The 26,908-nt window shown below is 52.8% G+C and carries 13 protein-coding genes; 5 read left to right on the forward strand and 8 right to left on the reverse strand.

The features are described from left to right. The first annotated feature begins 119 nt into the window (after positions 1 to 119). The gene (locus tag AAGJ81_01920) at positions 120 to 1,676 is read left to right on the forward strand and encodes an arylsulfatase (protein ID MEM0964894.1); all 1,557 of its coding nucleotides are present in this window, start codon (positions 120 to 122) and stop codon (positions 1,674 to 1,676) included. A 412-nt stretch (positions 1,677 to 2,088) separates the two neighbouring features. Here the strand turns inward: AAGJ81_01920 and AAGJ81_01925 are convergent, their stop codons facing one another. The 8 genes from AAGJ81_01925 to AAGJ81_01960 form a co-directional block, all read right to left on the reverse strand. Beyond that, positions 2,089 to 3,231, reverse strand: a complete 1,143-nt coding sequence (locus tag AAGJ81_01925) for a glycosyl hydrolase (protein ID MEM0964895.1) — start codon at positions 3,229 to 3,231, stop codon at positions 2,089 to 2,091. Positions 3,232 to 3,338: 107 nt separating this feature from the next. Beyond that, positions 3,339 to 4,094 (reverse strand): PEP-CTERM sorting domain-containing protein, encoded by a 756-nt coding sequence (locus AAGJ81_01930; GenBank protein MEM0964896.1) that lies wholly within the window; start codon positions 4,092 to 4,094, stop codon positions 3,339 to 3,341. 182 nt (positions 4,095 to 4,276) lie between these two features. Next, the gene (locus AAGJ81_01935; GenBank protein MEM0964897.1) at positions 4,277 to 7,696 is read right to left on the reverse strand and encodes a sulfatase-like hydrolase/transferase; all 3,420 of its coding nucleotides are present in this window, start codon (positions 7,694 to 7,696) and stop codon (positions 4,277 to 4,279) included. Between the two features lie 155 nt (positions 7,697 to 7,851). Further along, positions 7,852 to 10,764 carry a sulfatase-like hydrolase/transferase gene (locus AAGJ81_01940; protein ID MEM0964898.1) on the reverse strand — a complete coding sequence of 971 codons (2,913 nt, stop codon included), beginning with the start codon at positions 10,762 to 10,764 and terminating at the stop codon, positions 7,852 to 7,854. Between the two features lie 78 nt (positions 10,765 to 10,842). Continuing rightward, positions 10,843 to 11,730, reverse strand: coding sequence for a hypothetical protein (locus AAGJ81_01945; protein MEM0964899.1), 888 nt, complete (start codon positions 11,728 to 11,730; stop codon positions 10,843 to 10,845). Between the two features lie 360 nt (positions 11,731 to 12,090). Continuing rightward, the gene (locus tag AAGJ81_01950) at positions 12,091 to 13,692 is read right to left on the reverse strand and encodes a sulfatase (GenBank protein ID MEM0964900.1); all 1,602 of its coding nucleotides are present in this window, start codon (positions 13,690 to 13,692) and stop codon (positions 12,091 to 12,093) included. Between the two features lie 56 nt (positions 13,693 to 13,748). Next, positions 13,749 to 15,242, reverse strand: a complete 1,494-nt coding sequence (locus AAGJ81_01955) for a sulfatase (GenBank protein ID MEM0964901.1) — start codon at positions 15,240 to 15,242, stop codon at positions 13,749 to 13,751. A 19-nt stretch (positions 15,243 to 15,261) separates the two neighbouring features. Beyond that, the gene (locus tag AAGJ81_01960; protein ID MEM0964902.1) at positions 15,262 to 17,013 is read right to left on the reverse strand and encodes an arylsulfatase; all 1,752 of its coding nucleotides are present in this window, start codon (positions 17,011 to 17,013) and stop codon (positions 15,262 to 15,264) included. A 180-nt stretch (positions 17,014 to 17,193) separates the two neighbouring features. Here AAGJ81_01960 and AAGJ81_01965 point away from each other — a divergent pair, with 180 nt between their 5' ends. From AAGJ81_01965 to AAGJ81_01980, 4 genes are all read left to right on the forward strand, one after another. Then, positions 17,194 to 19,062 (forward strand): sulfatase-like hydrolase/transferase, encoded by a 1,869-nt coding sequence (locus AAGJ81_01965; protein MEM0964903.1) that lies wholly within the window; start codon positions 17,194 to 17,196, stop codon positions 19,060 to 19,062. Positions 19,063 to 19,077: 15 nt separating this feature from the next. Further along, positions 19,078 to 20,667 carry a sulfatase gene (locus tag AAGJ81_01970; protein MEM0964904.1) on the forward strand — a complete coding sequence of 530 codons (1,590 nt, stop codon included), beginning with the start codon at positions 19,078 to 19,080 and terminating at the stop codon, positions 20,665 to 20,667. An 81-nt stretch (positions 20,668 to 20,748) separates the two neighbouring features. Beyond that, complete coding sequence (locus AAGJ81_01975) at positions 20,749 to 22,233, forward strand: sulfatase (GenBank protein MEM0964905.1); 1,485 nt, start codon at positions 20,749 to 20,751, stop codon at positions 22,231 to 22,233. 18 nt (positions 22,234 to 22,251) lie between these two features. Next, complete coding sequence (locus tag AAGJ81_01980) at positions 22,252 to 26,907, forward strand: DUF5060 domain-containing protein (GenBank protein MEM0964906.1); 4,656 nt, start codon at positions 22,252 to 22,254, stop codon at positions 26,905 to 26,907. The last annotated feature ends 1 nt before the right edge of the window (position 26,908 follow it).

Below are 26,908 nucleotides of genomic sequence, written 5' to 3' on the forward strand. Positions count from 1 at the left end.
ACGAGAGTCCAGCCCAGAGAGTCGATCAGACTTGTCTGCTGCCCCGAAAAACTGGAATAACTGGGTTGGAAGGATTATCGATATCCAGCATCCTTTCCTCTTCCCAATCGCTGCGTCCCATGAAACCCCGGCAACTCTTCTCCTTTGCTCTAAGCACCCTTTTCGGACTCCTCGTCATCGATGCACGCGCAGAACTGCGCCCGAACATACTCGTGATCATGGTTGATGATCTCGGCTACGCGGATTTTGGATGCTATGGCAGCGAGATAGAAACTCCGAATATCGACAAACTCGCAGAAAATGGCCTGCGCTTCACTCAGTTCTACAACACATCGAAATGCCATTCATCACGGGTAAGTCTTCTAACCGGACTGTATTGTGAGCAAGCGGGCAGCCGTAGCCTGAGCCGAGGCACCACCCTCGCTGAAGTGACGGCTAGCGCCGGCTACACAACGAGCATGAGCGGAAAGTGGCATCTGGACGGCAATCCGCTGGATTTCGGTTTCGAGCGCTACTGGGGCCATCTTTCCGGTGCAACCGACTTTTTCCGCGGAAACGAAACCTTCCGCCATGGGCGTGAGAAATGGACGGAATTCGACGAGGACTTCTACGCGACCGACGCAATGGTCGACTTTAGTTTGGAGTTTCTCGGGGAATCGATTGATTCGGGGAAACCCTTTTTCCACTACCTCGCCTTCAATGCTCCGCATTATCCGCTACAGGCAAGAAAGGAAGACATTCTGAAATATCTGGGGCGTTATGACTCCGGATGGGAAGCCATTCGGAACAGCCGATTCGCCAAGCAGAAGGCGATCGGCCTGTTCCCGGACGAAATGAGGTTGCCGCCGCTTCCAAACCACGTGCCGCGGTGGGAAAGTCTCTCGGACGAACAACGGGACTTCGAAAGCTTCCGGATGGCCGTCTATGCGGCCATGGTAGACAGCCTCGATCAAAACATGGGTCGGCTCGTTGATTTTCTAAAGCAGAAGGGTGTTTATGAAGACACCCTGATCATGCTGCTTTCCGATAATGGAGCCTGCCCGTTTGATCGGACCAAAAGGATGGACAAGGCCGCTTGGGAGGGCGGCTCGCACCTTTGCTACAGCGGTAGTTGGGCCACCGTGGGTAATACCCCGTTCAAACACTACAAGCAGACCCAGCACGAGGGTGGAATTTCAACACCTTTCATTGTTCATTGGCCGACTGGTATTCAGAAACCGGGGACCTTCGAAACTGAACCATCCCATTTAATCGATGTTATGGCCACTGTGCTTGAAGTTTCCGGAGCTGAATATCCGGAAGAAGAGGGTATTCAGCCGCTTCAGGGCAAAACGCTTGTTCCCTTCTTCGAAGGCAAAACCCGCGAGCCGCACGAGCAACTCTTCTTTGAGTTTGCGAATTGTCGGGCGCTGAGGCAGGGCGACTGGAAGATTGTGAGTCTCTACCATCACGACTGGGAACTTTATAATCTAGAGGAGGATCGAACCGAACAAGTCGATCTTGCAGCAGAATATCCCAAGCGGACTGAAGAAATGGTCGCCAAATGGCACGAAATGGCTGAAGGAATCGCACGCATTCCTCCAGACCGGCAGGATCCCGTCAATGGTGTTCCGGCTCCCGAGAACTGGAGAAGTTGGCACGAACCGGGAACCTATCGGCAATGGGTGCGTCCCTAGCAGCCTGTCGGACTGAGCGTCTACGTGATCTTCACGGACGAAGATAGCGTCTTAGGGTTGCGGCAGATCGAAGAAGTTCCGGAGACAGGCTGCTATTATTCGACTTTGGCGTGGCAAAGTCCAAGAGGATGGTTGAGTGTTTGCAGATGTCAGCAAGGTCTGTGAGCGAAGTCCAGCCTTCGCCTTGACAGATGTTTTCGTTTGCTACGGCGCGGCACAAGCCGCAATACGCCAGTGCGGTTGCCCTCTCCAGTCCTAAGCTTGTCGAAGGGCGGCTCTGAGGGACTGGCTGCCCGAAGACAATTTGGTTCACTTTCTGTTGGAAGTGATCGAGACTATGGATACGGGCGGGTTCAAGGTGAACTACCGTGGCACTGGCAGTCGGCAATATCCACCGTCAATGATGCTCTCGCTACTGGTAAAGATTTGGCAAGTCGCCTTCGAAAACCGTCCACGGGTCATTTCGAAATTTCACGAAGTCCGGGTAAATGTGCATCGTGGTTGGCTCATCATCGTAAGCAGTCCAATTGACCGGCTCTTCACTCCCCTCCGGTTTCCGACCGAACCAAGTCAACGCGAAAGCCATTTCATTAGCCACCGGATCCTCCTGAATGTTTTCCAAGAACATCTTTGTGTAGAACTGGGGATCCGTTTGCTGGCTAAACCCCCTGCGAAAGCCGAATTCTGTGATGGCCGGGATCTTATTGTGTTCGCGGGCCAACTCCACGGTGTTTCGAGCGCAGAGTAAAAACTGTTCAGGATCACCCATGTAGGCATCCATCCCCATGATATCAACGTATTCGAGATCGGGAAGACGTGAAAGATACTTTTCCTTAGTGAACGGTTTGTCCGGCGAGATGACCAGAATCAGGTTGTGCAGGTCCATTTCGTCACGGAAGAAGTCAATCGTCATCTTCCAAAGCTCATTGAACTGCTCGGGAGTGCAGGTTCGACTCCCCCACCAGAACCAGCCACCCGTATGTTCGTGGTAAAGGCGCAAAAGAACCGGGATGGGTTTACCTTCATCGTCACGCAAATCACGGATGAATTCACCATAGCTTCTCAGCACCTCCATGTAGGCCTGGTGGTCAGCACTGCTACGGTCGAGGACCTTGGTCACCGGATCACCCCGGTTGTCTTTGTGGGAGTCGTTGTAAGGGATCTCGAGGTCTGGATTCCGTGAGTGTGAGCTGAGGCTGATGATCACGCCGCGCCGGTGCAGTTCGGGCGCCAGTTTTTTCCAATAGTCGTAATATTCGGGTTTATGGAGACCAAACTCAACGACCGCCGGGTGCGCGCCAACGAGAGCGCCGGCGTCAGTCTGATCAAACCTTGGCTCTTTCTCACGATGCTCTTCCGGCTGCGTATGCTTTCCGAACGTGTAGGCCCGATATTGACCGTAAAGAAGATGGTCTTTCGCCGCCTCTCGGAGGTTTTCGTAAAGCACAATCGTCTCCGGCGTGGCATCCGGATCACTCAGAACCGTGGAAGCACTCGATGGCTTAAAGGTAGCCACGACACAGAAAAGAAAAAGTGCTGGCAGGAAACGAATCATTGAAGACGCCGAAATGACAAAACGGTAGAGGGACGGTGCACTTGGAATAACCCGAACCGTCTCGAAGACAGCCTCCAACCGTAACCGTTCAGGCTAGGATGACTGCGCTACCGTCTGCGGCGTAAAAACACGAAGGCGAGTGCGAGACCACTCATTATGAAGCCGTAGGAAGATGGCTCCGGAACGATATCCAAGGACCAATTCGCTATTCTAAAGTCGCTATTTGCAAGGTCCCCTGGACCGACGATCACTTGGTCGCCTACTTCAATATTTGCGATAAACCCGGACGTTCCACTCCCTGCGCCGGCACCCCCGACGACAGTCTGGGCGAGAGAATTTTCTGAGGCATCATAGTGGAATATATCAAACTGGAAGTTGTTATTTGAACCACTAGTGTCGGTAAGCAGCATATCCGAGAACTCCAAAACGCCGCCCACACCCAGCGAAACTGTTGTAAAGGTGAACAAGAGGATTTCGTCTGCCCCGTCGATTTCATTGTTGCCGTTTGCATTCCCAAGTCCAATCCCGCCCTGATTGTGGACATTTCCGCCGGAGGTTAGTCCGGAAATGTATGCACTAGGGTCAGCCGCGAGCAAGGCCGCGGAATCGTCCCATCCAAGTTGAGCGAGAATGTTCCATTGAATCAAATCACCGTCCGAAGGAGCAGTAAAACTGCCTCCTTCGAAAATGGTTCGCTGCGCGACTGTCACTCCGTCGATCGAAGAAAAACCAAGGGTGAATGCAGGGTTGGAATTATTACCCGATTGGGCATCCACAACAACCTGTGCCTGAGAAACGGTCCCAAACGAAAAAACTGCGCTGATTACAGAAACAATACGGAGGATCTTGGAGGAATTGAACATAGGGGTATCTTGCTTATCTCGAAATTAACAAATTTCCGACCCACGAAGAATCGTTTTATCATTATCCGATGTCAACTTATTTTGCCACTGAATTACTTCGCCAAAAGGACTCATTTTCGCTGGTTCTTCGGTTCTTCAGCGACTACAAAAACGCTGAAGAACGACAGATCATTGATCGAAGGTTACCTACTGACCTCGAGTCGCACGAAGACTCTACTTTGGTCTGGTAGCACAGCTTCAACCCAATCAAAATCACTACCGCTACGACTAATCTGCAGATTTTCGTCAGTCAATTGGGTCCAATTCGTTAAATCAACGGACGTCCAAACGGTGTAGTCGAGTCCCCCCTCCTGCGCTCGCTGAGCGAAACTGAACAGCCACTCACCATCCCTGATTTCAAAAATTGGCGCACCTTCACCGGGAGATTCTGCGAAGGTAGGATTACGACCCAGTGCGTATTCGAGCAGGTTGAACACTCCATCCAAGTCGTAGTCCTCCTCGTCACCTCCTAGATTTACCCCCCAAGATTCAAACCAGTCGTCCACGGGTGAGCTCCCACTGCCGCGACTCCCTTCAAATGGTGGAAATTTGTCTTTGTCACTGTTACTCGAAAAACTCGCTCCACCATCCGCCAGAAATGCCTGTTCGTTATTCAGCGGACGCCACGCACTCACGCTGGACAGATAGCTGTCGAGATCTGCCCACAAGAGACTTGCCGTTTCATTGTCACCTGGACTCGTGTTGATGTTGTTAAACTCGCCGGGATCCTTGGAAAGATCGAAGAGCATATTCGGGTTCTCCATCGAAATGTCTGTCCGAATCGTCCCGTCCCAGCTGTGTGCCAGTTTATACTTGCCCTTCACGATAGCAGACATCGGCATCGAACTCCGGTAGTGCGGGTAATGGAAGTAGAGAGAGCGATCCAAAAATGCGTCCCAGGGGGTCTCACCCTCCAGCAAGCCTTCCAAACTTACCCCATCGATATTCGCCAAATCTTGAGGGTCGCCTCCAGCCCAATCATAAAAGGTGGGGAGCAGGTCATAAGTCACTACATTGGCGGTTGAGATCTGACCACCAGGAATTCCCGGCCCGGTAATCGACATCGGGATGCGGAGGCCGCCCTGCCAGAGGAACCATTTGTCCCCGTAATGTGGTTGTCCTACCTCGTCGCCGTTGAAACGACGGTATCCATTGTCGGATTTAAAAACAATGTAGGTGTTGTTCAGCATGCCGAGTGCCTCGATCTCATCCAGAATGCGACCAATACTCTGATCCAGATCATAAAGCATCCCAAAGAAGACCGCGTAATCCCGCTTCCGGTTCAACTGAGTCACATCCGTTTCGCCCTTGTTGTTCGCAAGGATATCAGGGTCGTTCTGAAAAAGTGCCCGCGAGGACGGGTAACACTCCCACGGGTTATGAACCGCGTAGTGAGAAAGCTGGATGTAGACGGGCTTACCGTTTGCAGCGTAGTTATTCAAAAATTCAATTGTCCGGTCGGTGATGCCTTTAATGTCTTTCGGATTTTCGATGTCTACCGGAATTTGCTCGTTGTTGGAGTCGTAGGTTTTACCCTCGTCATTATTCGTATCCCCATCTGATTCGATGTAACCTTCGACTGCAGGGTCCGAACTCAAATGCCATTTCCCGTAGTGGGCACAGTAATACCCCATTGGGCTCAGCGCTTCCGGAATGGTCACCATGGTATCCGGGAATGGTAATTCGATGCCGTTCGGAATTACCGGGTAATTGCTGAAGGAGTTGCGCGCATCGTACTCCGAGTAGCGGCTACTTCCAGAGAGAAAGACACCGACTCGATTGCGTGCGGTGGTTTGGCCTGTTTGCAAACTTCCGCGGGTCGGCGTGCACTGCGGTGCGGCTGAATAGGCGTTGCGAAAGAGCATGCCCTCATCCGCCAGTCTCTGCATATTCCAACGATAGAGTTGTCCGGGGTTTTCGGGGTCCTCGAGGCGACGCATAATATACTGCGCCGAGTTCAGCATACGATCATCCATCAGCACCGGAGTGTCATACCAAGCCATGTCATCGCCCAGGATCATGATAATGTTTGGCGGAGAGACCCACCGGTGAAGTAGTGCCTCACGATTCTTCCTAAACAGCCCATCGTCGAGTGCAGTGTCAAAGATTCGCACCTCGCCGACGATTCCGTTGAGAAATTGACTGCTAACATCAATGCTTCCAAGGGTCACCGCGTTCGCTGTCGAAAAATCCTGCCTACTCAACGAGCCTGTCACGGAGGCAAAGTTCTTCGTTTCCCACAATTCGTAGGTTTGCGTGTCAGCATTGTAGTTGAGCGCGATCACCACCGTATCACCGGGCTGAACTCTTTGATCACCGGTGCTTGCTATTTGCTGACCTCCTAAGAATGCCTGAATCTGCCCGCTCGACGTGTAGCCAATTTGTAACCCCGCAATACCATTGGTGGAGTTTCCGAGAAGATCGTTGAATCCACCAGAAACCAACTGGTTACACTTGAAGGCGATCAGAACGCAAAATCCGTCAGCACTAGCGGATTGGTCTAGCCAAGCATCTGATTCTGACGATGAAAATAGCGCCAGACTGTTGCTGACTGAGCCAAACTCAATCCCTGCAAGGCCAGACTCCAAAAAACCCGACCCAGTATAAAAGACGCTACCTACGGCCGCCGAAGCGTTGTTCCCGCTCCCCGATTGGTCTGTCCACTGGACAACTGGAGACCCCACCACGCTCGCCGCCTGACTCGCATCCAACTGTTGGATAGGACCCGGCTCCGCCAACATGGCCGAAACTTCAGTGCTGAGAGCACTTTCGACGCCGTTCAATCCTGTAGCAGTGACTGCGTAATAGTAGGTCGTGTTGTTGTCTGCGGTGACATCAAAATACCCACTATTGAACTTCACCGCTAGAACCTCGTCGTCAGTCGTTACCGGAGAGGAGGTGGAGCGATAGATCGTAAAGAAGTCAAAGGTCTCCGAATTGTTTTCATCCCAGTCGAGCTGAACCTGCCAATCAACAACGGTTGCTCTCAAATTGGATGGGGGGCTTGCATTTACCGAAGGAATAACGTCGAAGGTCAAGCTAAGCAACCGGCTACCACCTGTGGTCAGATTATGGACTAGGGCGATTTGGTCACTCGGACTGATCGTGATCCCCGCAAACAAATCCGTGCTACTCACCCGCGTTTCGTTCAGGTAGATATCTACGTCGGAAGCAGTATTCGCATCCACTGCCGAAAGCTCCAAAGAGCTGGCCGCACTCATACCGGAAAGACTGTCAAAAGTAATCAGAATCCCTTCGTTGGTCTGAAGGCTTCCATTACCGGTAGTTACGCCGGCACCTGTACTATTCGCTCTGATCTGCGCTGCCGAGCCGCTCGTAAAATCAAGTGGGTCAAAATTGGTATCCAAGCCCTGCAAAGTAATCGTGAAGGCGTCCGACGTTTCGTTGGTGAAGGTTCCGCTCAATGCAGGTTGCCCGCCACCCACTACTGTCCCATACGCGGGACTGCCAGCATTGTTAGTTACTTCAATGGCCCAGGGTCCGCTACCGTCACTGTCTTGTCCATTTGTCCAGTCCAGAGAGACCTGTCCAGATAGCTGCATCACAGCGAACAAGATCGCGAAACCATAAATAAGACTCTTGATTTTCGCGGGGAGATAAGCAGGTAAGCCGAAGGTCGAGACCAACCTACACTTGTTCAAACTTCTGCATCGACTGGACATGGGGAGTGGCTCTTGGAAACTTGTAAAAAACCCTGTTACTGCTGAAAATCCTCGGCCGTCTTGAATTCGCCAAAGATGTGCTCAAGCCCCTGACAGTATTCAGTCAGGATCGCCCGCAACTCGGCCTGCTTGTCGGCGTAGTCTGGATCGTCATAGAGATTCGTTCTCTCTCTGGGATCGTTGTTCAAATCATAGAGCTGATTCTGGTCAAAGTAGCGCGGGTAATTGCTGCTCGCATTGTAGCGAACATCCCGGTTCTCGTCGAACGGAACCAAGGTGGCATCGTGGCCGTAGAGCGTTCCGTTGGCGTCGATATCCGCTTGGATATCGGGCGGGAAGCGAATCGCCATATACTTGAAACCGTCATCGGTAACGACCGCTCGCTCGCTCGCAATTTCGAGGAAGATGTGCTCCCGCACGTATTCCTCTCCCATCAGCTCAGCGAGGAAGCTCACCCCATCCACCGTCACCGCCGGATCAATCTGCAGATCAAGGATATCATAAACCAAAGCCGGGACATCATAGTTTGTCGCCAACGCGTCAGAGACCCGTCCCGGTTCGATTACCGCCGGCCAGCGAGCGATTCCGGGGACGCGGGCTCCTCCGTCATAAGAGGTCATTTTGCTTGGCTGCGACCCATGATCGCTGATGTAGAGGATCAAGGTGTTCTCGGCGATATTCAGCTGATCGAGCTTATCAAGAATAGCTCCCACTCCGTCATCGAACCAGGTAGACCCGCGGTCACTGCTGTTTGAGACACGGTCCAAGACACTCTGGCGAGAAGGTTGGACCCCTTCCAGCTCTGGCAAGACCCCTATTGGAGTTCGAAAGTCATCGTTTTGAAGAGACACACCCGGATTCGGGCTGTGCGGAACGGTTGCCGCCATGTAGAGGAAGAAGGGCTTCTCAGCAGCCACACTCTGGTCGATAAAATCGAGCCCGGCCTTTGTGATGAACTCCTGACAATGCACTTCCAAATACCTCGGAAGCCAATCTCCGAGCACGTTGCTGATGAAAACCCCATCCGCAAAATCAAACCCCTGTTCCTTGATCCGATTTACGATGGCAGCGTAGTTGGCCTCCAACTTTGGCACCGTATCCGTGAACCAATCAAGGTCCGTAGGTTCAGCGCGATTGTCTATCTCATCGCTGCCGTTCCCGATCGCATGAGGTAGGATTGACTTGGGTGTGTTGTGCCACTTGCCGACCATTCCGGTCATGTATCCATTCGCCTGTAGGACACCCGGCAGGGAATGCATTACTGGGTCGCCATCGAGCCCTGGCTGCCACTGCACGTTATTGTGCGTCCCGGCGGGAACGTCGTCTTGATACTTGAGACTTCGTGAGGCATGACGACCGCTAAGCAGACTATAGCGGCTCGGAGAGCAGACTGCGGATCCCACGTAAAAACTGTTAAAAAGGAGTCCGTCCGTTGCCAAACTGTCGATGTGCGGTGTGTCCGCATTCTGGTCGCCATAAGCCCCCAAATGCTCCTTATCCTGATCGTCCGAGAAGAAGATAATGATGTTTGGCTTCGAGGGCACGGAAGTCTCCGCCCGGAAAAAGGTCGCATCTTTGGAACCTACATTGAACTGAACAGTGGCTTCTCCCTGACCGTCTGTAGAAATTTTATCCAAATACTCTCCCAACACTCCGCGACTCGCTCCGGTGAATGGAACCGGATCCTCGTCTGGGCTTTCAAAATCCAGATTATCCGAGTTTACCAGTTTATATATCTTGTTTGCAGACCCGTGGATCGTCACTTCGCCATCACCGCTCGACGGGTTGATGCTGAAACCGGAAAGGAAAAGCTCCGAAGTAGGCGGTGCGGCTATCATGGGGGTAGCGGCGACTTCTTCACTCAAAACCGACGAGTTACCATCCGTTGCTGTTGCGAGAACCGCGTAGTAGTAAGTCGTGCCGTTGGTCACGCCCGTATCCGTGAAGCTGCTGTCGCTGGGGCTTCCAACAACCGAAGCGAAAGTGGTGACCGGAGAACTCTCCGACCGATAGACCGAGTAAAAATCAAGAGCCCCGGAAGTGTCGTCAGCCCAGTCCAGAACAACTTGACCGTCGGTAGCCTGAACCGTCAAATTGATCGGGCTGTCGGGGGTTGGCAAGGGACCAGGGTTGGTGTTGGTCACTAGAATGTTGTCGAGTTGGTAGCCCGTCGAGGCCTCAAAGCTAAACTCGATTCGAGCGAGCTGGGACGCGGTTCCATTGTAAGGAATCGAGCTTGCTGTAAACTGGTTGTTGCTGTTAAACGCACCGTCGAAATCCAAAGCGTAACTACTGGCACCAAGCGTCAATTGGATTCCCGCTTGGCTTCCAACATTCGCAGTTTGAAAGAGGTCGTCATCCAACGGCGTACCGGTCCCCCCAAACTCCGTAACCAGATCGTATTCCGGTCCAGTCCCACCGTCGTAGACAACACCCATGCGGTTTCGACTACCGGGGTTGTTCAGCTTGTCGGCGCTCACAAAGAGATGAAAAGACTCGTTGCCCGAGCTATCGTAGCCAACAATCCGGTAGGAGCCATCACCTGAATTCGTTCCGCGGCGGGTGGCCAGATCGAAAGAAACGACGAGTCCGTCAAGATTCCGCACTGAACTCAGATTCGCACTAAAACTTCCGGTTGCGTTTGGTTGATTTTCGTCCGGGCGATCAAGAAACAGCGAAGTATCACCGGAACCCTCAACAAACCCGATCAACTCTGGCTGAAATTGCCCCTGACCCCCTCCCGAGGTCGCTGCGGTCGGCAAGCTCCCCGAAAAGCTACCGACCAAACCAGACATACCATTACCAATATTTGCAGCGTTTGTTCCAACCGTCGGGGATCCAGACGCATACTCAAAATCTGCATAAAACAGCGTCTCGGCAGGTAACCTCGAGCAGACCACCAGGAGCAAAGCCGTAGAAAGAAGGGCGGAAAAAACCGGCGGCTTCATTACAAATCTGTGCAAGGGTAAAACACAAATCCCGCCACCTCGCAGAGACGGGATTTCAAGTTCTCGAGTTCAAGTGACTCAGCGACGCCTCCTGACTGCGACGAGTCCGAATGATAAAAACCCTCCGACGAGAGCTAATCCTGACGGTTCAGGAATGATCGAAACGTTTAGATCGTCTAAATAAATCCCGGACCGGTTAGCGTTGTTTCCACCCGGAGCACCTGCAAGCTGGAACTCTATCCTAGACAGTGATGTTGCAGCTCCGTTGTACGCAATTGTATCCGTGAGGTACCCAATGCTATCCGCAACCGGTCCTCCAGTGACGGAAGAAAATCCAATCGTATACCCATCAGTGTTCAACGTGAGGGTGATAAAACCGCCGGCCAACACGCTGTTTGTGGCGTCTAGATCTTCAATAGCGTCAACACCGGATACTGTCGTCAGATCGAAAGTTGTGGTTGCTCCACCGCCTGTCACGACGCCAATGCGCTCAGTCTGACCTCCACCGTTTTTGTCGGTGCCAATCGCTAAATGAAAGGCTTCGTTGTCGAAGGCATCATAGCCAACGATGGAGTAGTCGTCGCCTGCATTATTATTTCCCCTACGAGAAGCGAGGAAAAAAGAAGCTTGGAGACCCCCACCGAAAGCGGCGGCAGAGGTAAGATTTGCTGTCAATACTGTAGCTGCAATTTGGTCGTCCACACCTAGCGCATCGATTACTTGCGGTGGGGCATTCGTTTCATCACTAGCAAAACTCAAAACGGCGCTGTTTGTTGCGCCCGAGAAAGTTCCCACTAGACCAGTCATTCCTGCGTTCAGGTCGGAGAAGTCTGTGGTGCTCGAGAAATCTGGCGTCGACGAGTAGGAGAAGTCGGCGTTAAAAAACGTCTGCGAATGGGCGGTTATCGTTAGAGATACCAAGGCTAAGAAGCCGGCAGAACAGCGGATGCAACTGGAGGGTTTCATGGTGGTATGGGGTAGACTGTGGTTTTTAGCGAAAACGTTTTCGCATTCTTGCGGCAAAGTGTCCAACTCTCACCGAAATAGTCAACTATTTTTCAAAATTCCGCCTCTACAGAAACGCTAGCCCAAAGCAAGAAAAGCTCGATACCGGTTTCCTTGTGCACTGAACCCCAAGTAACCGCACAACAAGCTGTTCATTCTATTTTGAGTAGCTAGGACGCGATAAGAAAAGTAAATCCGGTTGAGGTTTGATCCAAAAATCCTGATCTTCCCGAATCAGGACTTTGAAAACGCACCACAGCTGATACGCCTGACAAAATTTCCGGTCCGTCAGTCAATAGGTGTAGATCCGAGAACCCTAAGCTAGGAACTATTTTTTCTCCTGCGAATGTTTCCTTGGGTGTTCTCTTGGTTCGCCCCGTATTGAGCCCGAAGAGTCTCCAATTCGTCTTTTAAGCTGGCGACAATTCCTGAGTATTCCGGGTTGTTGTAAACATTGTTCATTTCAGAAGGGTCCTTTTCCAGGTCGAAAAGCTCCCACTCTTCTCCTCCCGGCACATCCCGACCGTAAAAGCGGATCAATTTGTAACGACCTCCAAAAACCCCTTCATGCCGGCGCACGCTGTGGATACCCGGATACTCGTAATAGTGGTAGTAGAGGGAATCGCGCCAATCAGATGGTTTCGTTCCTGCAAGAAGCGGAACGATGCTCCTTCCATGAAGATCTTCCGGAACCGGCTCTCCAGCCAATTCCAAGAAGGTGCCCGCCATGTCAATATTCTGGACGAGATCCTCGTTGACGGAGCCCGGCTCGATCTTTCCGGGCCACCAGGCTATCAGAGGAGTGCGAAACGATTCTTCATACATGAATCGCTTGTCGAACCAGCCGTGCTCGCCCATATAAAAGCCCTGATCACTGCTGTAAAAGACGATTGTGTTGTCCGCCAAACCAGACTCTTCAAGGTATTCCATCAACGCTCCCATAGAGTCGTCGACCGATTTTGTCGTCCGTAAATAATCTTTGAGGTAGCGCTGATATTTCCAACGGATTAAGTCTTCTCCCTCCAGATTTGCCGCAAGGAAAGCCTCGTTTTTCGGCTGATAGGCTGCGTTCCACGCTTTGCGCTGATCGGCGTTCATCCGCCTGATCACCCGTTTTTTCAACCTTTCTTCCTCGTCGCGTTCCTGGATTTTTAGGTCCATTCCATAGGTCATCGTTTCCGCGATCGAGAGATCCTGCTCGCGCGCCGCCGTCGTTCTCGTCTCGTAGTCATCGAACAAATTGTCGGGCTCTGGAATCTCCACGACGTCGTAGAGCGTCAGGTATTTTGGCGCGGGCGACCACTCCCGGTGAGGTGCCTTGTGCTGCATCATCAACATAAACGGTTTGTCTTTATCCCGCTGCGATTCGAGCCAATCCAAAGTCTTGTCCGTTATGATCTCGGTAACATAGCCTTCTTCCCGGTATTTTCCGTCACTGTTGATAAAGTCGGGGTTGTAGTAGTGACCCTGTCCCGGAAGGATGTCCCAGTGGTCGAATCCGGTCGGGTCGGAAGTGAGGTGCCATTTCCCAATAATTGCCGTCTCGTAACCAGCGTCCTGTAAGAGCTTCGGGAAGGTCTGCTGCGATCCATCAAAACGACTCTTGTTGTCGTAGAAGCCATTAGCATGGCTGTGTTTTCCGGTCAGAATCGTTGCCCGAGCCGGACCGCAGATGGAGTTGCTGACATAGGATTTATCGAAGCGCATTCCCTCGGATGCCAGACGATCCAGATTCGGGGACGGATTTAGATGGGCCATCCGACCTCCGTAAGCACCAATCGTCTGAAAGGCGTGATCATCCGAAAACACCCAGATGATATTTGGACGCTCATTGCTCTGCGCGAGGCTGGTGAACGGCGCAACTCCGGAAAGAGCTCCACTGAGTGCAGAAAAACGAAGCAAAGGGAGAAGGAAAGTCTTCATTGAAGTCATGATTCGGTTGTGGAGAAAAAACAGAAACTGCTCGACTGCTGGTCCTACTAGTTACGCGAGGCGAGCGGCGGCATCTCTACCTCGGGGTCAAAGGGCTCCGCATCCGGGCTCGCATCGGGATTGGGCTTCGGAAGGTAGGCACCAACCCGTTCCAGATACCCACTTAGGTCGTCAAGGAGAGAACTTGCCGTTTCTGGCATCTGGCGAGCCAGATTCTTCGTTTCGCCCAAATCTACACTAAGCCGGTAGAGATGCGGTTCATCCGGTATTTCATAAAAGGTGTAGAGCTTGAAATCCCCCCGAATGATGGCTGAATGCGGAGTTGAGTTCCGGAGATGTGGGTAATGGAAGTAGAGGGATCTGTCGACGAAGCTTTCATCGCCTTCTTCCCTGAAAACGGGGAGAAGACTACGACCGTCAACGCGATCCTCCAAGGCCACCGAGTCGCCGCCGGCGATCTCGTAAAAAGTCGGCAGTAGGTCATAGTTGACGATGTTGATGCTCGACCTTGATCCGGGAGCGATACCAGGTCCCTCGATCATAAAAGGCACCCGAATCCCAGCTTCCCAAAGCCACCACTTGTCTCCACGAAGGACACTATCCTCTCCATTGTAGAGATCCTTGCCGTTGTCTGACGTGACGATGAAATAGGAATTGTCTCGAATCCCTAATTCCTCGAGCCGATCCAGAACCTCGCCGATTGCCGAATCCATGTCGCGGACAGCCGCACCGTGAGTCGAGGCTTCCTTTCTAGCTCCATCTCTTTCGATTTCCACGATCGAATCGAGCGCAAGCATCCCTTCGAGAGTTTCGGGCAGCGACATCTGCCTGTTGTGTTCGGCGTAATGAGAAATCTGCACATAGAACGGCTTGCCGGCGCGGTGCTGCTCCTCGATAAATTCAATCGCTTTATCCGTCATACTGAAGATTCGTTTTGGGTCGCTTTCGTCGATCTCGCTCTTCCTCGGTGACCCTTCGGTGTTCGAGGTTTCCCCATCACTCACATCATAGCCATGACGCTCCGGTCCTCCACCGTAGACGTGCCATTTTCCCACGTGTGCCGTTGCGTAGCCCTGTTTTTGAAGAGCCTCTCCAATCGTCACAAACTCATCCTGCAACGTTCCGATCGGACTGGGTTCGATCAGCAAGCCATCCTGGTCTCTCCTCTTGAGCTCGTAAAAAACCTCGTCGGGAGCGGAATCTCCAAAGTTACTGTTTCCGCTGAAAAGGTGACGTGCCGGCGAAAGACCGGTTTGGATGCTGGTTCGCGAAGGGGCGCACATGCCGGCTGCTGAATAGGCGTTTGAAAAAGTCATTCCCCGCTCGGCGATGCGCTCAATGTTGGGAGTTACCCGGAAATCAGAGGTCGATTGAGGGTTTCCCTCCATCTGGGCGACCGATGTGCCCCACCACGGCATGTCATCCACTAAGACGAAAACGATGTTCGGCCTACTCTCTCCAAAACAAAAGGTACTCAGAAAACTGAAACAAAGAAGCGCCTTGAGAATGCGGGATAAAGGCAAAGGGTTTGTTTTATTCATTTCTTTCTCAGGGTTCGCTTTACTGAAGACGCTCCAGGACGAGAAGGCGGAAATCCATCACTTCTCCATTCGGAACCTTCTCGGCAACGAGCCTCATCACTTGAGGGCCAGCGGACAGGTCGATCTCTCCAATCTCTTTTTCCTTAAAGCGCTTCACATACGATTCTTTTCGAGGAGAGCGATCATCCTCCGCCCCCAGCAAAGGCGGGTCATGGGGTTCATCGATGACAAAATCGAGTCGGTTCCCAGCTGACTCAAGGGTTACCTCTGAGCCGACGCCCGCTTCCGAGCAGGTGTAGTAGAGAGTGGCTTTGAACCGGCCATCTTCGGGCACCTCGGCTTTCCATGAGATGCTCTCACCTTCCCGCTTCCAATTCGTGAAGTAGGAGCAATTCGCCCATTTGCTGCTCCGCTCAATTCCACCACTGGCTTCTCCATCCCGTGCCGGGAGGTGGGTGTAACGAGCATCAGGGTGTCCAACGATGAAAGGACGGTCGTCCTCCTTGCGTGGGCTGAGTTCGGACAAAACATTTTTCCGGTAGTCTTCAATTGCCCTACCCAGTGTTTCTGCAACTTCCGGGTAGGTATTGGTGACTTCCTTTGTCTGCCCCGGATCCGCCTCGATATCAAAGAGCTTACCCCGCTGGTCGAGACGGAACCGTTGGTTGCGGGCGCTCTGTCTCTTGCCCCAATGGCTCACGACGATGCGGTTTGTCATGGGTGTATCCTCGTCCTTCAACCAAGGAAGTTTGGAGATGCCATCGAGCGGTTTTTCGCTGGTAAAACTCAAGCCGGTCAGCTCAGTCAGCGTGGGGAGCAAATCGACCGCTGAAGACAAAGAATGAACCACGGTTCCGGGCGCGATTGCCGCCGGGTAGCGCACGTGCAAAGGGGATTTCACACCCCCCTCGTCAACAGCCCCTTTCTTTCCTTTGAGCCCGTCATTCCACCGCGGCCCGTTGGGTCCATTGTCGTTGAAGTAGATGACAATCGTGTCTTCAGCGAGGCCCAACTCGTCAAGTTCGTCGAGAACCCGCCCGACGTTCCAATCAATGTTCTCGCACATCGCAAGGGCCGCCCTCGTATGGTCGTCGGGGCGTCTTTGCAATTTTAGATCCTTATCTTTGAACCGGTCCCAGTATTCATCCGGCACCTGCATCGGAGAATGCGGGGTATTGTAAGGCAAATAGACAAAAAATGGTTCGTTCCTGTGCTCGCGGATGAACTCCATGGCGCGGTTGGTAAAATCATCGACACAAAACCCCTCACCTTGAACGACCTTGCCATTGTGCTCGAGCATGGGATCAAAATAGTTTCCCCAATGGCCGGAACAAAAACCGTAGAACTCGTCGAATCCCCGAGCATTCGGATGGTAAGGATACTGCATACCATTGTGCCACTTTCCAAAAGCTGCAGTCGCGTATCCGGCCTCCTTGAAGACATCGGCGATCGTTACTTCGTCTACATCCATGCGCTCTCCTCCCTCACTCGTCGAATAGACATTGCTCCGAGGATGGAAGCGCCCGGTTAAAAACTCAGCCCGTGTTGGAGAGCATACGGGACTTACGTAGAAATTCATGAACCGAGCGCCTTCCGTAGCCAAACGGTCGATATTCGGAGTCGCCATGTCCGTGTTCCCGGTGATCGAAAGGTCGCCCCAGCCCTGATCGTCAGACAGGAAAATGACTACGTTGGGCGGTCGCGCGTCAACGGGTTTCAGGAGCGTAACGAGGGAGAAAAATACGACCGAAAAAAGGAGAGAGACTTTCATGGAGTGAGTAACAAAATCGCGCCAATTGACTGGCAGCCATGCACCTCACGGCAAAAGATGCATGAGAACTGTTGCCGTAGGGTTTTGACTAAACGATTAATCTTGCAGGTAGACTGGAATAAATAGAGATTTCAAGCGTCTTTTTATTCCCTAGTTGCTGCAACTAAATTCCCCTAATTTATGCGACGTATTCCTGCATTCATTTGCCTGGCGTTCCTGTCCGCTTTCTGGACCGGAAATGGGCTTGCCAATATCGACGGAGGCGAACCCGATGCGGATCGTCCAAACATTCTTTGGATCGTAAGTGAGGATAATGGCCAGTTTCTCGGCTGCTATGGAGACGAAAATGCCAAGACGCCGAATCTCGACAAGCTGGCCGAGGACGGGATCGTTTACACCAATTCCTTCGCTAATGCTCCCGTGTGTGCCGTCGCCCGCAGCAGCTGGATCTTCGGTATTCCTGCGGTGACCCTTGGGACACACCACATGCGCTCGCAATACCAGGTGCCAAGAAAAGAATTTACGACCTATCCGGAAGTCATTCGAGAGGAAGGCTACTACGCCACAAATCGGCACAAGACCGACTACAACACGGCGTCGATAAAGAAGAATCGGATTTGGGACGTAAGCGGCCAAAAGGCACACTACAAAAATCGGCCGGATGGAGTGCCCTTTTTCGCAATCTTCAACCTCACACAGAGCCATGAGAGTGGCATTTTTTCCGGCAATCAAACAAACCCGCGTCTAGCTGCAGAAGATATCGAAGTGCCCCCCTATCAAAGTCCAACGCCGGAAACGGTGATGGACTGGAGGCGTTACTACGACCGTCTCGAGTTGATGGACAAGGAGGTCGGGAAGATTATTGAAGAACTGGAGAGGTCTGGAGAGCGCGAAAACACGATCATCGCCTATTGCTCCGACCACGGCGGAGTGACTCTTCGGAGCAAGCGCTTCCTCCACGACACCGGAACCCGCGTTCCGCTGATCGTCAATTTTCCCGAAAAGTGGCAGCACCTCGCCCCCGAGCCACCCGGCACCGTTTCAGACCGTCTGGTCCAATTTATCGATATGCCCAAGACCTGGATCTCCCTCACGGGTGGCACGCCGCCTCCGCAGATGAACGGGCGCATCTTTCTCGGAGAGGATATCGAACCGGCTCCGGAAGTCGTTTTTCTCTTCTCCTCCCGTTTTGACGAAGCACCGGACACATCGCGTGCGATTACCGATGGTCGCTGGAAGTACATCCGGAATTTCGAGTCGGATCGCGTGCGCTTCCAGATGCTCGGATATCCTCTGCGGCATGCGGGCCAAGTCAGTCAATACGAAGCCTTCGCCGCCGGTAAAACTACTCCAGCACAGTCTGCACACTACCAACCTCAACCGTCAGAGGAACTCTACGACACCGCCTCTGATCCACACGAGATCAACAACCTAGCGACTACGGAAACCGAACAACTGCAGCTCATGCGTGAACTTCTCGACAAGCAGATTATCGAAACTCGTGATCTCGGTTTCATGCCCGAGCCTCTAATGGAGAAAATTGACCGGACAAGGGGACAAACGGTTTACGAATTCGGTCAATCGGATGAGAACTACCCGATTGAGGAATTACTTGCTCTTGCCAAGCTCGCGTCGGAAAAAAATCCGGTAAATCTCCCTGCTTTTACGCAAGCTCTCCAAGACGAGAACGAGTGCATTCGCTACTGGGGTGCCGTCGGTCTACGAGCTTTGGGCGAAGACGCCCGTCCAGCGCAAAGCGAGATCGTAGCGGCGTTAGACGATCCGAGTCCGAGTGTAAGGATCACAGCTGCAGTTTCACTGGGCCAAATTGGAAAGCGTGACCAAGCTCTCGATTTCCTCGTCGGTGAGGCCGAAAATGCAGAAGGGCCGATCCACTCGATGTGGGCTTTGGATGGTTTAAAACTTCTCGACGGCGGTGGTGCCATCGTCAATCGGCCAAAGTCGTCTCTTGCGAAGGGAAAATATGCTGAGGACATCTACGATGCCCTCAGTGCCGGCGGCTCTGCTACTCGAAAACCTCAAAGTTAAAACGCGGATTCCGGGATGTGGTTTCGAAGTGTTTTGAAAGGCTGCACAGCCGCGTTCTTGTTGGTCTCTCTGGTTGCGCGTGCCTCTGAGGAATCCCGACCGAACATCGTCTGGATCTTTTCCGACGATCACACGTATCAGGCAATTGGTGCTTATGGCGGTATCTTAGCCGAGGTTGATCCCACTCCGAATCTCGACCAGCTCGCTGCCGAGGGCATGCGATTCGACAAGAGTTACGTTGAAAACTCGATCTGTGCCCCTGCCCGGGCCACTCTCCTCACCGGCAAATTCAGCCACGTCCACGGGAAGTTCGACAACCACAATCGATTCGACCACAACCAGCAGCAGTTTCAGAAAATCCTTCAGCAAAACGGCTATCAAACGGCAATGATCGGGAAGATCCATCTCGCCGGGAAGATGCAGGGTTTCGACTATTGGGAGGTTCTGCCAGGACAAGGTTCTTACTACCAACCCGAATTCATCACTGAGGAAGGAAGGGAAACCTACGAAGGCTATGTAGCGGATATTATCACCGAGAAGTCCATCGATTGGCTCGAAAACAAGCGGGATCCAAATGAACCGTTTATGTTGATGGTTCATCACAAGGCCACTCACCGTACCTGGAAGCCTGCACCGCGGCACGTCGGCCTGTTTGATGACATCACCCTTCCGGAGCCGGAAACACTTTTCGATGACTACTCCAATCGAGGGGTAGCTGCCGCAGGGCAGGACATGACCATCGCCCGGACTATGCGCCCGCAGACAGATCTGAAACTCCGGACAGCTGCTGATATCGCCGCCGGGGATAAAAAGTTCTCGGGGAGAAACAAGCTTCCCGGAGGTGAAGAAGGAGCCTATTTCCGGATGACGCCCAAACAACGGGAGATTTGGAATGCAGCCTACGACCCGCGGAACCAAGCTTTTTTCGACGCAAATCTCGAAGAAGGAAGTGAGGATTGGGTTCGCTGGCGCTATCAACGATACGTCAAGGATTACCTCCGCACCGGCATGAGTATCGATGAAAGCGTGGGAGAGATTGTCGAATACTTGAAAGAGTCCGGACTCGATCAGAACACGATTGTCCTGTATTCCTCGGATCAGGGATTTTATCTGGGCGAACACGGCTGGTTCGACAAACGCTTTATGTATGAAGAGTCCTTTCGGACCCCCTTGATTGTAAAGTGGCCGGGTTTAACTCAGCAAGGGAGCGTCAACTCTGATCTGGTTCAGAACATCGATTTTGCTCCAACCTTTTTGGATTTGGCTGGTGCGCCCATCCCCGATGACATGCAGGGCGAAAGCCTGGTCCCCTTGTTCAAGAATGAAACTCCCGAAAACTGGCGGGACTCGGTCTACTATCATTACTACGAGTATCCGGGAATCCACGACGTTCGCCGTCATGAGGGAGTGTTCGATGGTCGCTGGAAACTCATTCGTTTTTACGGTCCTGATGTACCGAACGGAGAGGAATGGGAGCTTTTCGATACCGTAAACGATCCCAATGAACTGACCAGCGTCTACAGCAATCCCGAGAACGCTCCTCAAGTTTCTCGGCTCACTGATCAGCTTCATTTTCTCAAAGAAAAATATGACGTCCCCGATTAGAACTGGTGCTTTTGTTACAATGATCTGAACGAAGCTACCGCCCCACTTTTTCGACCCTGCCGCTCTCCCTTTTCCTGTTTCATGTTTCCGAAGTCCTTAATTTTTTTCTGCAGCACCTTTGGGTTTAGCGGATTCGCCTACTCTTCTGACTCTGCCGAAGAGTCCGCTCCTCCCAACGTCCTTTTCATTATTTCGGACGACCTGAATACCGCTTTGAGCGGGTATGGGCATCCACAGGTCAATACTCCAAACCTCGACAAACTCGCGGAATCCGGGGTGAGCTTCACGAATGCTTACTGCCAGTTTCCGCTCTGCGGCCCTTCTCGCGCTTCGCTCTTCTCGGGCCTTTATCCGGAAAAAACCGGCATCCTCAAAAACAACGTCAGCCTAGCCGACGAGATTGTCAGCCTACCTCAGCATTTTGCGGACCATGGCTACTGGAGTGCCCGTGTAGGGAAGATCTATCACATGGACATCCCGCACGATGTGATCATGGGCACCGATGGTGCGGACCACGCGCCTTCGTGGGACGAGAAACACAATATTCGTTCACTGGAAACCTTTCACCCGGGTCTCGTATCCAATGTAACTGCGCCCCCGACCGTGCAGCTCTACCCGGAGTTACGCGATCAATGGGACCAGGACACCTTGAATCTAAAAGCAGTCAAACAGCTGAGAGGTCAGCACAGTTGGGTGATTGTCCAAAGCACGGAAAGAGATGAAGAACTCGCCGACTCCCTCGCAACCGACAAAGCGATCTCTATTCTCAAAGAACGCGCCGAAGACAAGCAGCCTTTCTTCCTCGCCGTCGGGCTCGTCCGCCCCCACTTCCCTTTCGTGGCACCGAAAGCAGATTTTGATGACTATCCAGTTGAGGCGATGGAGATACCGGAAGTTTTGCCCGGCCAGCTGGAGAATGTCCCGCCACAGGCGTTAAGCCGAGACCTCAAGATTGGTCAGAGAGAGCGGCAGGAGATTCTCCAGGCCTACTACGCGTGCATCACCTACATGGACCGACAGGTGGGCCGCCTCGTGGAGAGCGTCGATCAGCTTGGACTGCGGGACAACACCATCATCGTCTTCGTTTCTGATCACGGTTATCTCCTCGGAGAACATCTCTCATGGAAGAAGAAACTTCTTTGGGAGGAAGCTACCCGTGTTCCTCTGATCATCTCTGCGCCGGGAATGGAGAATCCCGGAAAGCACTCGGATCACCTCGTAGAACTCGTCGATCTCTACCCCACACTGACCGCACTTGCTAACTTGCCAGAGCAATCCGCAGTTCAAGGCCTAAACCTCGAACCTCTGCTATCCGATCCGACGGACGGGACTCTTGAGCGGAAAGATGCTTTCACCCAAACTGCAACCAGCTACGGCCTTCGCCAAGGCAAGTGGGCTTACATGTGGTATCCGAAGGTCCGTAAAAACCCAGAGGGTTTTACACTCTACGACATGGAGAAGGACCCTAACCAACGCTACAACTTGGCCACCAACCCCGAGTTTGATCCGATTCGCTCGGATTTACACGTGCGTCTCCTCGAGCGAATCGATCTGGCGAAAAAGTAACCCCGTAAAAGTATCGAAATGACTTCTCCAATCCGTTTCTTTGCCACCGCCGCTATAGCCGCTGCTATTTTTGGACCGTCGACCAGCGCGAATCCGGTAGCAGGCGCATTCCTTGAATCCAGTGGACTGGTCATCTTCGACGTCGAGGCGATGGATCCCGTTGCACCTTGGTCCGAAGAGACTTCGGTAAACGGGTTTCTGGGAACCAGCTTCTTTCGCGGCACCGAAGACCATTTCAACAATCCGGGACAGGGCGTAATCGCTTATCCCGTCTACATTTCCAACGCGGGCCGCTATCAGCTTCAGTGGCGCAGCCGAATCATGTTGGGCGATAACACGACTGAACATAATGATTCCTTTGCCCGCTTAACCGATGCGAGCGGCACACCCGTTGATCCTGCCAGCAATGACAATGACCCAACCGGCGATTGGTATAAGGTATACATGAACACGACGGGATGGAGCTGGCAGACTTCAAACAAAGACAATGACGCTCGTTCACTCTCCTGGGACCTCCAGGCAAACACGCTCTACTATCTCGAAATTGCCGTTCGCTCGAATCATCACGCGGTAGATCGGATCGGCCTTTGGGATCAGGATCTTTACAACCTGGCCAACGAGACTACTGGCAAGAACCCAAACGACTCCGCCTTGGATGCCTTGTCGTTGTCTGCCCAGCAAGCCGCCACGCTTCCAGAAGTTAGAATCACCTCACCCATCAATGGGACGACGGGAACAGCCCCGGCTGACTTCACTGTAACTGCGGAGGCAAGCGATCCGAATGGGACCATCAGCCAGGTTGAGTTTTTCCTCGATGGACAGTCAGCCGGTATCGACGCTGCTACACCCTATTCAATCAGTCTGAGCGACCTGGCAGTAGGCACCTACCGCCTCGAAGTAGTCGCGACAGACAATGACGCGAATACTACACGATCAGAAGCGGTGGAAGTTGAGGTGGGGACACCCGTAACCAGTGGGCTTCTTAGCGGTGAACTTCAAAAGTGGCACAAAGTTACTCTGACCTTCAATGGTCCCAACAGCAGTGAAACCGCCGATCCCAACCCGTTTACCGATTACCGCATGGATGTCGTTTTTACTGGTCCAAGCAGTCAAACCTACACCGTTCCAGGCTACTTTGCAGCAGACGGTAACGCTGCAAATACAGGAGCGAACAGCGGCGACAAATGGCGGGTTCACTTTGCCCCTGATAAGGTCGGTGAGTGGTCCTACGTCGTCAGTTTCGTTACTGGGACAAACGTTGCAACAGACGAATTAGTCAGTGGAACTCCGGTCAGCTTTGACGGAGCAACCGGTAGCTTCACCATTACCGCCAGCGACAAAACGGGACGGGACCTCCGAGGAAAAGGGCGCCTTGAATATGTAGGTGGACATTACCTTCAGTTTGCCGACGGCGGTGAGTATTTTTTGAAGCAGGGACCCGATTCACCGGAGAACTTTCTCTCCTACACCGACTTCGACGGCTCCTTCAAGACCGATGGCAACTACAACACGGGGACCTTCGGTTTGGAGGCATCTTCGATCAAGACCTGGTCGCCACACGCTGCAGACTGGGAGACTGGTGATCCAACTTGGGGCCAACTGGACGGAGTGGCTGGCACTTACGGAAAGAACATCATTGGTGCCGTGAACTACCTCGCTTCCGAGGGTCTGAATTCCTTTTCGTTTCTGACCTTCAATATCGAGGGCGATGATAAGAATGTATTCGTCTACGCCGACTACACAGAAAGAGATCGGCTCGACGTCTCCCGCTTGGACCAGTGGGAAATCCTCTTTGAGCACGGCACCCAGCAAGGGTTTTTTCTTCACTTTAAGACTCAGGAGACCGAAAACGATCTCCTGCTCGACGGAGGAGAGCTCGGTAACCAACGAAAGCTCTACTACCGTGAGTTGATCGCACGATTTGGCCATCATCTCGCTCTCAACTGGAATTTGGGCGAGGAAAATGATGTGTGGCGGGCCGACGAATTGAACGACCCGACCCAGACGAGGGTGAAATCCTATGCGCAGTTCTTTTCCGACAACGACCCCTACGGTCACCACATCGTCATCCATACTTATCCGAACGATACCGATGAGGTTTACGGACCTCTCCTCGGAGCTGCATCGGAATTGACCGGAGCCTCAGTCCAAAGAAACAACTCGAACTTTTCGGACGTCCACAACGAAATCAAAAAATGGGTGGAGGATTCAGCGACTGCCGGAAAACCGTGGGCCGTGGCCTGTGATGAGCCCGGCGATGCAGAAAACGCTCTTCGCCCCGACAGCAATGCAGGCAACTCTCATAGGAATGCGAGGCGCAGGGCACTCTGGGGCACGCTGCTGGCGGGGGGTTACGGAAATGAATGGTATTTCGGCTACGGCTTTCCCAATTCTGACCTGACTTTACAGGACTTCAGAAGCCGCGACGAGTGGTGGGACTACTGTCGATACGCATTGGAGTTCTTTGAAAAATCCGAAGTTCCGTTCTGGGAGATGGTCAATGACAACAGTCTGCAGAACAATGCGCTCTACTGCTTCTACAAACGTGGCGAATCCTACATTGTCTTTGACGAAAACGGCCAAGGGGCGACCCTCGATCTATCCGGCCAATCCGGAGATTTCACGGTGCGGTGGTATGATCCACGGAACGGAGGCGATCTTCAGACCAGCAACGTCACCACCGTCACGGGTGGATCGGCAAACATTTCGCTTGGTCAGGCGCCGAACACGACCAATCAGGATTGGGTCATTCTCATCACCAAAGCACGGAAGGTTGCCTACATCTATGGCGATGTTTCTGAAGCAGGCGATGTCCCATCCGGTGCCGAGGATCCCTACGATCAAATGCTTTTAACCGACTCAGGAAACACTGGGTTGTCACTATTCAAGACGATGGTCGAGGGCGAAGACTATACGATCGAGCAATATTACGACGCAACCACCACACTGGACGCCGCTTTTCTTGACCAATTCGAAGTCATTATCTTCGGGCTCCACCAAAAGCTTTGGTCCTCCACGGAGAAATCGGCTTTGGATACCTGGCTGAGAGCCGGTGGAGGCTTGCTGATCTACAGCGACTCTGCTTCGGGCGGTAGGTTCAATGTAGTCGGTGCCCAGAACCCGGTCGGACAAAGTGTGGTCAACAACCTGATCAGCCAGTACGGTATGGAGGTCACTGTCGATCAGGGAAATGGAGTCAAACAAGCCACTGCTGGAATCACTGCAAGCCATCCGATTACTACAAGCACGGTTGGACTCGTTCTCGAAGGGGAAGGAGTTTCTCCGGTGGCGGTCGATCCGAATGGCAGCGCTATTCGCCTGATTCCTTACGAGAATGAACCGATCCCCTTCCAACAGAATCTTACGATCAACAATCCGGACTTTGCAGCTCTGGCACTCGCAGAAGTAGGATCTGGAAACGTCCTCGCCCTCTTTGACCGGCAACCGCTTTGGAACAATGGCCCCGGTTCCGACATTGAAGAGGAAGATAACGAGGAGCTCTTGCGAAGAATCATCAATTTCCTGATGGACCCGGATGATTCTGGCGAGAGTCCGATCGCGTTGATCAGTGCAACCCCCCTTACCGGAGAGTCCCCGCTTTTCGTTCAATTCGATGGATCAGGTTCCGCCGCATCAACGGGGGCAACCATTACGAGTTACTCTTGGGACTTCGAAAATGATGGAATCAACGACGCCACAGGAGCAACCGTCTCCCATACGTACACAACCGCCGGAACGTTCACCGCAAAATTGACTGTGATTGACGACACCACAGCGTTGAGCACCTCCACCGTCTCGATTGTGGTTAGTTCCCAGGAGCCTTTTGGAAACAACGGAAATCCTTGGCCGGTTCCCGGACGCATTGAAGCGGAAGACTTCGACATCGGCGGAGAGGGGATTGCCTACAACGATGCGGATCCCGGCAACAATGGCGACAGTTCTTACCGAAGCGGTGAGAACGTTGATCTACAAAACAGCGGAGGCACTGATAGTGGGTCCATTAATGTCGGTTGGACTACCAGCGGAGATTGGATGGAATACACCGTCGACGTCGCCGAGGCAGGAACTTACACGCTCGATCTAAGAGTTGGGTCTGATCCCGGAGGTGCTTCCGCGAGATTGTTGTCCGACGGCACCGAGCTCTTTGGAAACCTCAGCATTGCTTCAACCGGGGGATGGCAGACCTACATCACAGCAACGAGTCCCGAGTTCACTCTCTCGTCGGGAATTCAGGTGATCCGTCTCGAATTCCCAAGCGGCGGGGTAAATGTGAACTGGATCGAGTTTAAACGGGTCACCACCGACTTCACGGATTTCATTAGCGGTTACCCGTCGCTAAGCGGTAATGATGCCCTTCCGAATGCCGATCCCGACCAAGATCGACTGGTCAGCGTTCTCGAGCAGTGGCTCATTTCCGATCCGACCCTCGCTACAAGCCGCAACGTTCCCGAAGTCTTCACCGATGGCAGCCAACTTCACGTTCGCTTCACCTACGACGCATCCGTGACGGGAAGCACCCTGATTTACGAGACCTCGAACGACCTGGTCACTTGGGACCAGAAAGTTTTGCTGCCGGAATGGATCACCGAGGACGGAGACCTGAGACACGTCGATATTGTTTACGACCTCTCCTCCAATCCCGATAGCTTCCATCGCCTCAGTGTCGTCGAATAGT

Source organism: Verrucomicrobiota bacterium (genome assembly GCA_038744685.1).
GTDB lineage: Bacteria > Verrucomicrobiota > Verrucomicrobiia > Opitutales > Puniceicoccaceae > Puniceicoccus.

What these genes read in the sequence shown, in the direction of transcription:
- AAGJ81_01950 (MEM0964900.1), bottom strand. Translation starts at nt 13,692, where the DNA reads ATGAAGACTTTCCTTCTCCCTTTGCTTCGTTTTTCTGCACTCAGTGGA.
- AAGJ81_01965 (MEM0964903.1), top strand. Translation starts at nt 17,194, where the DNA reads ATGCGACGTATTCCTGCATTCATTTGCCTGGCGTTCCTGTCCGCTTTC.
- AAGJ81_01920 (MEM0964894.1), top strand. Translation starts at nt 120, where the DNA reads ATGAAACCCCGGCAACTCTTCTCCTTTGCTCTAAGCACCCTTTTCGGA.
- AAGJ81_01930 (MEM0964896.1), bottom strand. Translation starts at nt 4,094, where the DNA reads ATGTTCAATTCCTCCAAGATCCTCCGTATTGTTTCTGTAATCAGCGCA.
- AAGJ81_01945 (MEM0964899.1), bottom strand. Translation starts at nt 11,730, where the DNA reads ATGAAACCCTCCAGTTGCATCCGCTGTTCTGCCGGCTTCTTAGCCTTG.
- AAGJ81_01975 (MEM0964905.1), top strand. Translation starts at nt 20,749, where the DNA reads ATGTTTCCGAAGTCCTTAATTTTTTTCTGCAGCACCTTTGGGTTTAGC.
- AAGJ81_01940 (MEM0964898.1), bottom strand. Translation starts at nt 10,764, where the DNA reads ATGAAGCCGCCGGTTTTTTCCGCCCTTCTTTCTACGGCTTTGCTCCTG.
- AAGJ81_01935 (MEM0964897.1), bottom strand. Translation starts at nt 7,696, where the DNA reads ATGCAGCTATCTGGACAGGTCTCTCTGGACTGGACAAATGGACAAGAC.
- AAGJ81_01970 (MEM0964904.1), top strand. Translation starts at nt 19,078, where the DNA reads ATGTGGTTTCGAAGTGTTTTGAAAGGCTGCACAGCCGCGTTCTTGTTG.
- AAGJ81_01955 (MEM0964901.1), bottom strand. Translation starts at nt 15,242, where the DNA reads ATGAATAAAACAAACCCTTTGCCTTTATCCCGCATTCTCAAGGCGCTT.
- AAGJ81_01925 (MEM0964895.1), bottom strand. Translation starts at nt 3,231, where the DNA reads ATGATTCGTTTCCTGCCAGCACTTTTTCTTTTCTGTGTCGTGGCTACC.
- AAGJ81_01960 (MEM0964902.1), bottom strand. Translation starts at nt 17,013, where the DNA reads ATGAAAGTCTCTCTCCTTTTTTCGGTCGTATTTTTCTCCCTCGTTACG.
- AAGJ81_01980 (MEM0964906.1), top strand. Translation starts at nt 22,252, where the DNA reads ATGACTTCTCCAATCCGTTTCTTTGCCACCGCCGCTATAGCCGCTGCT.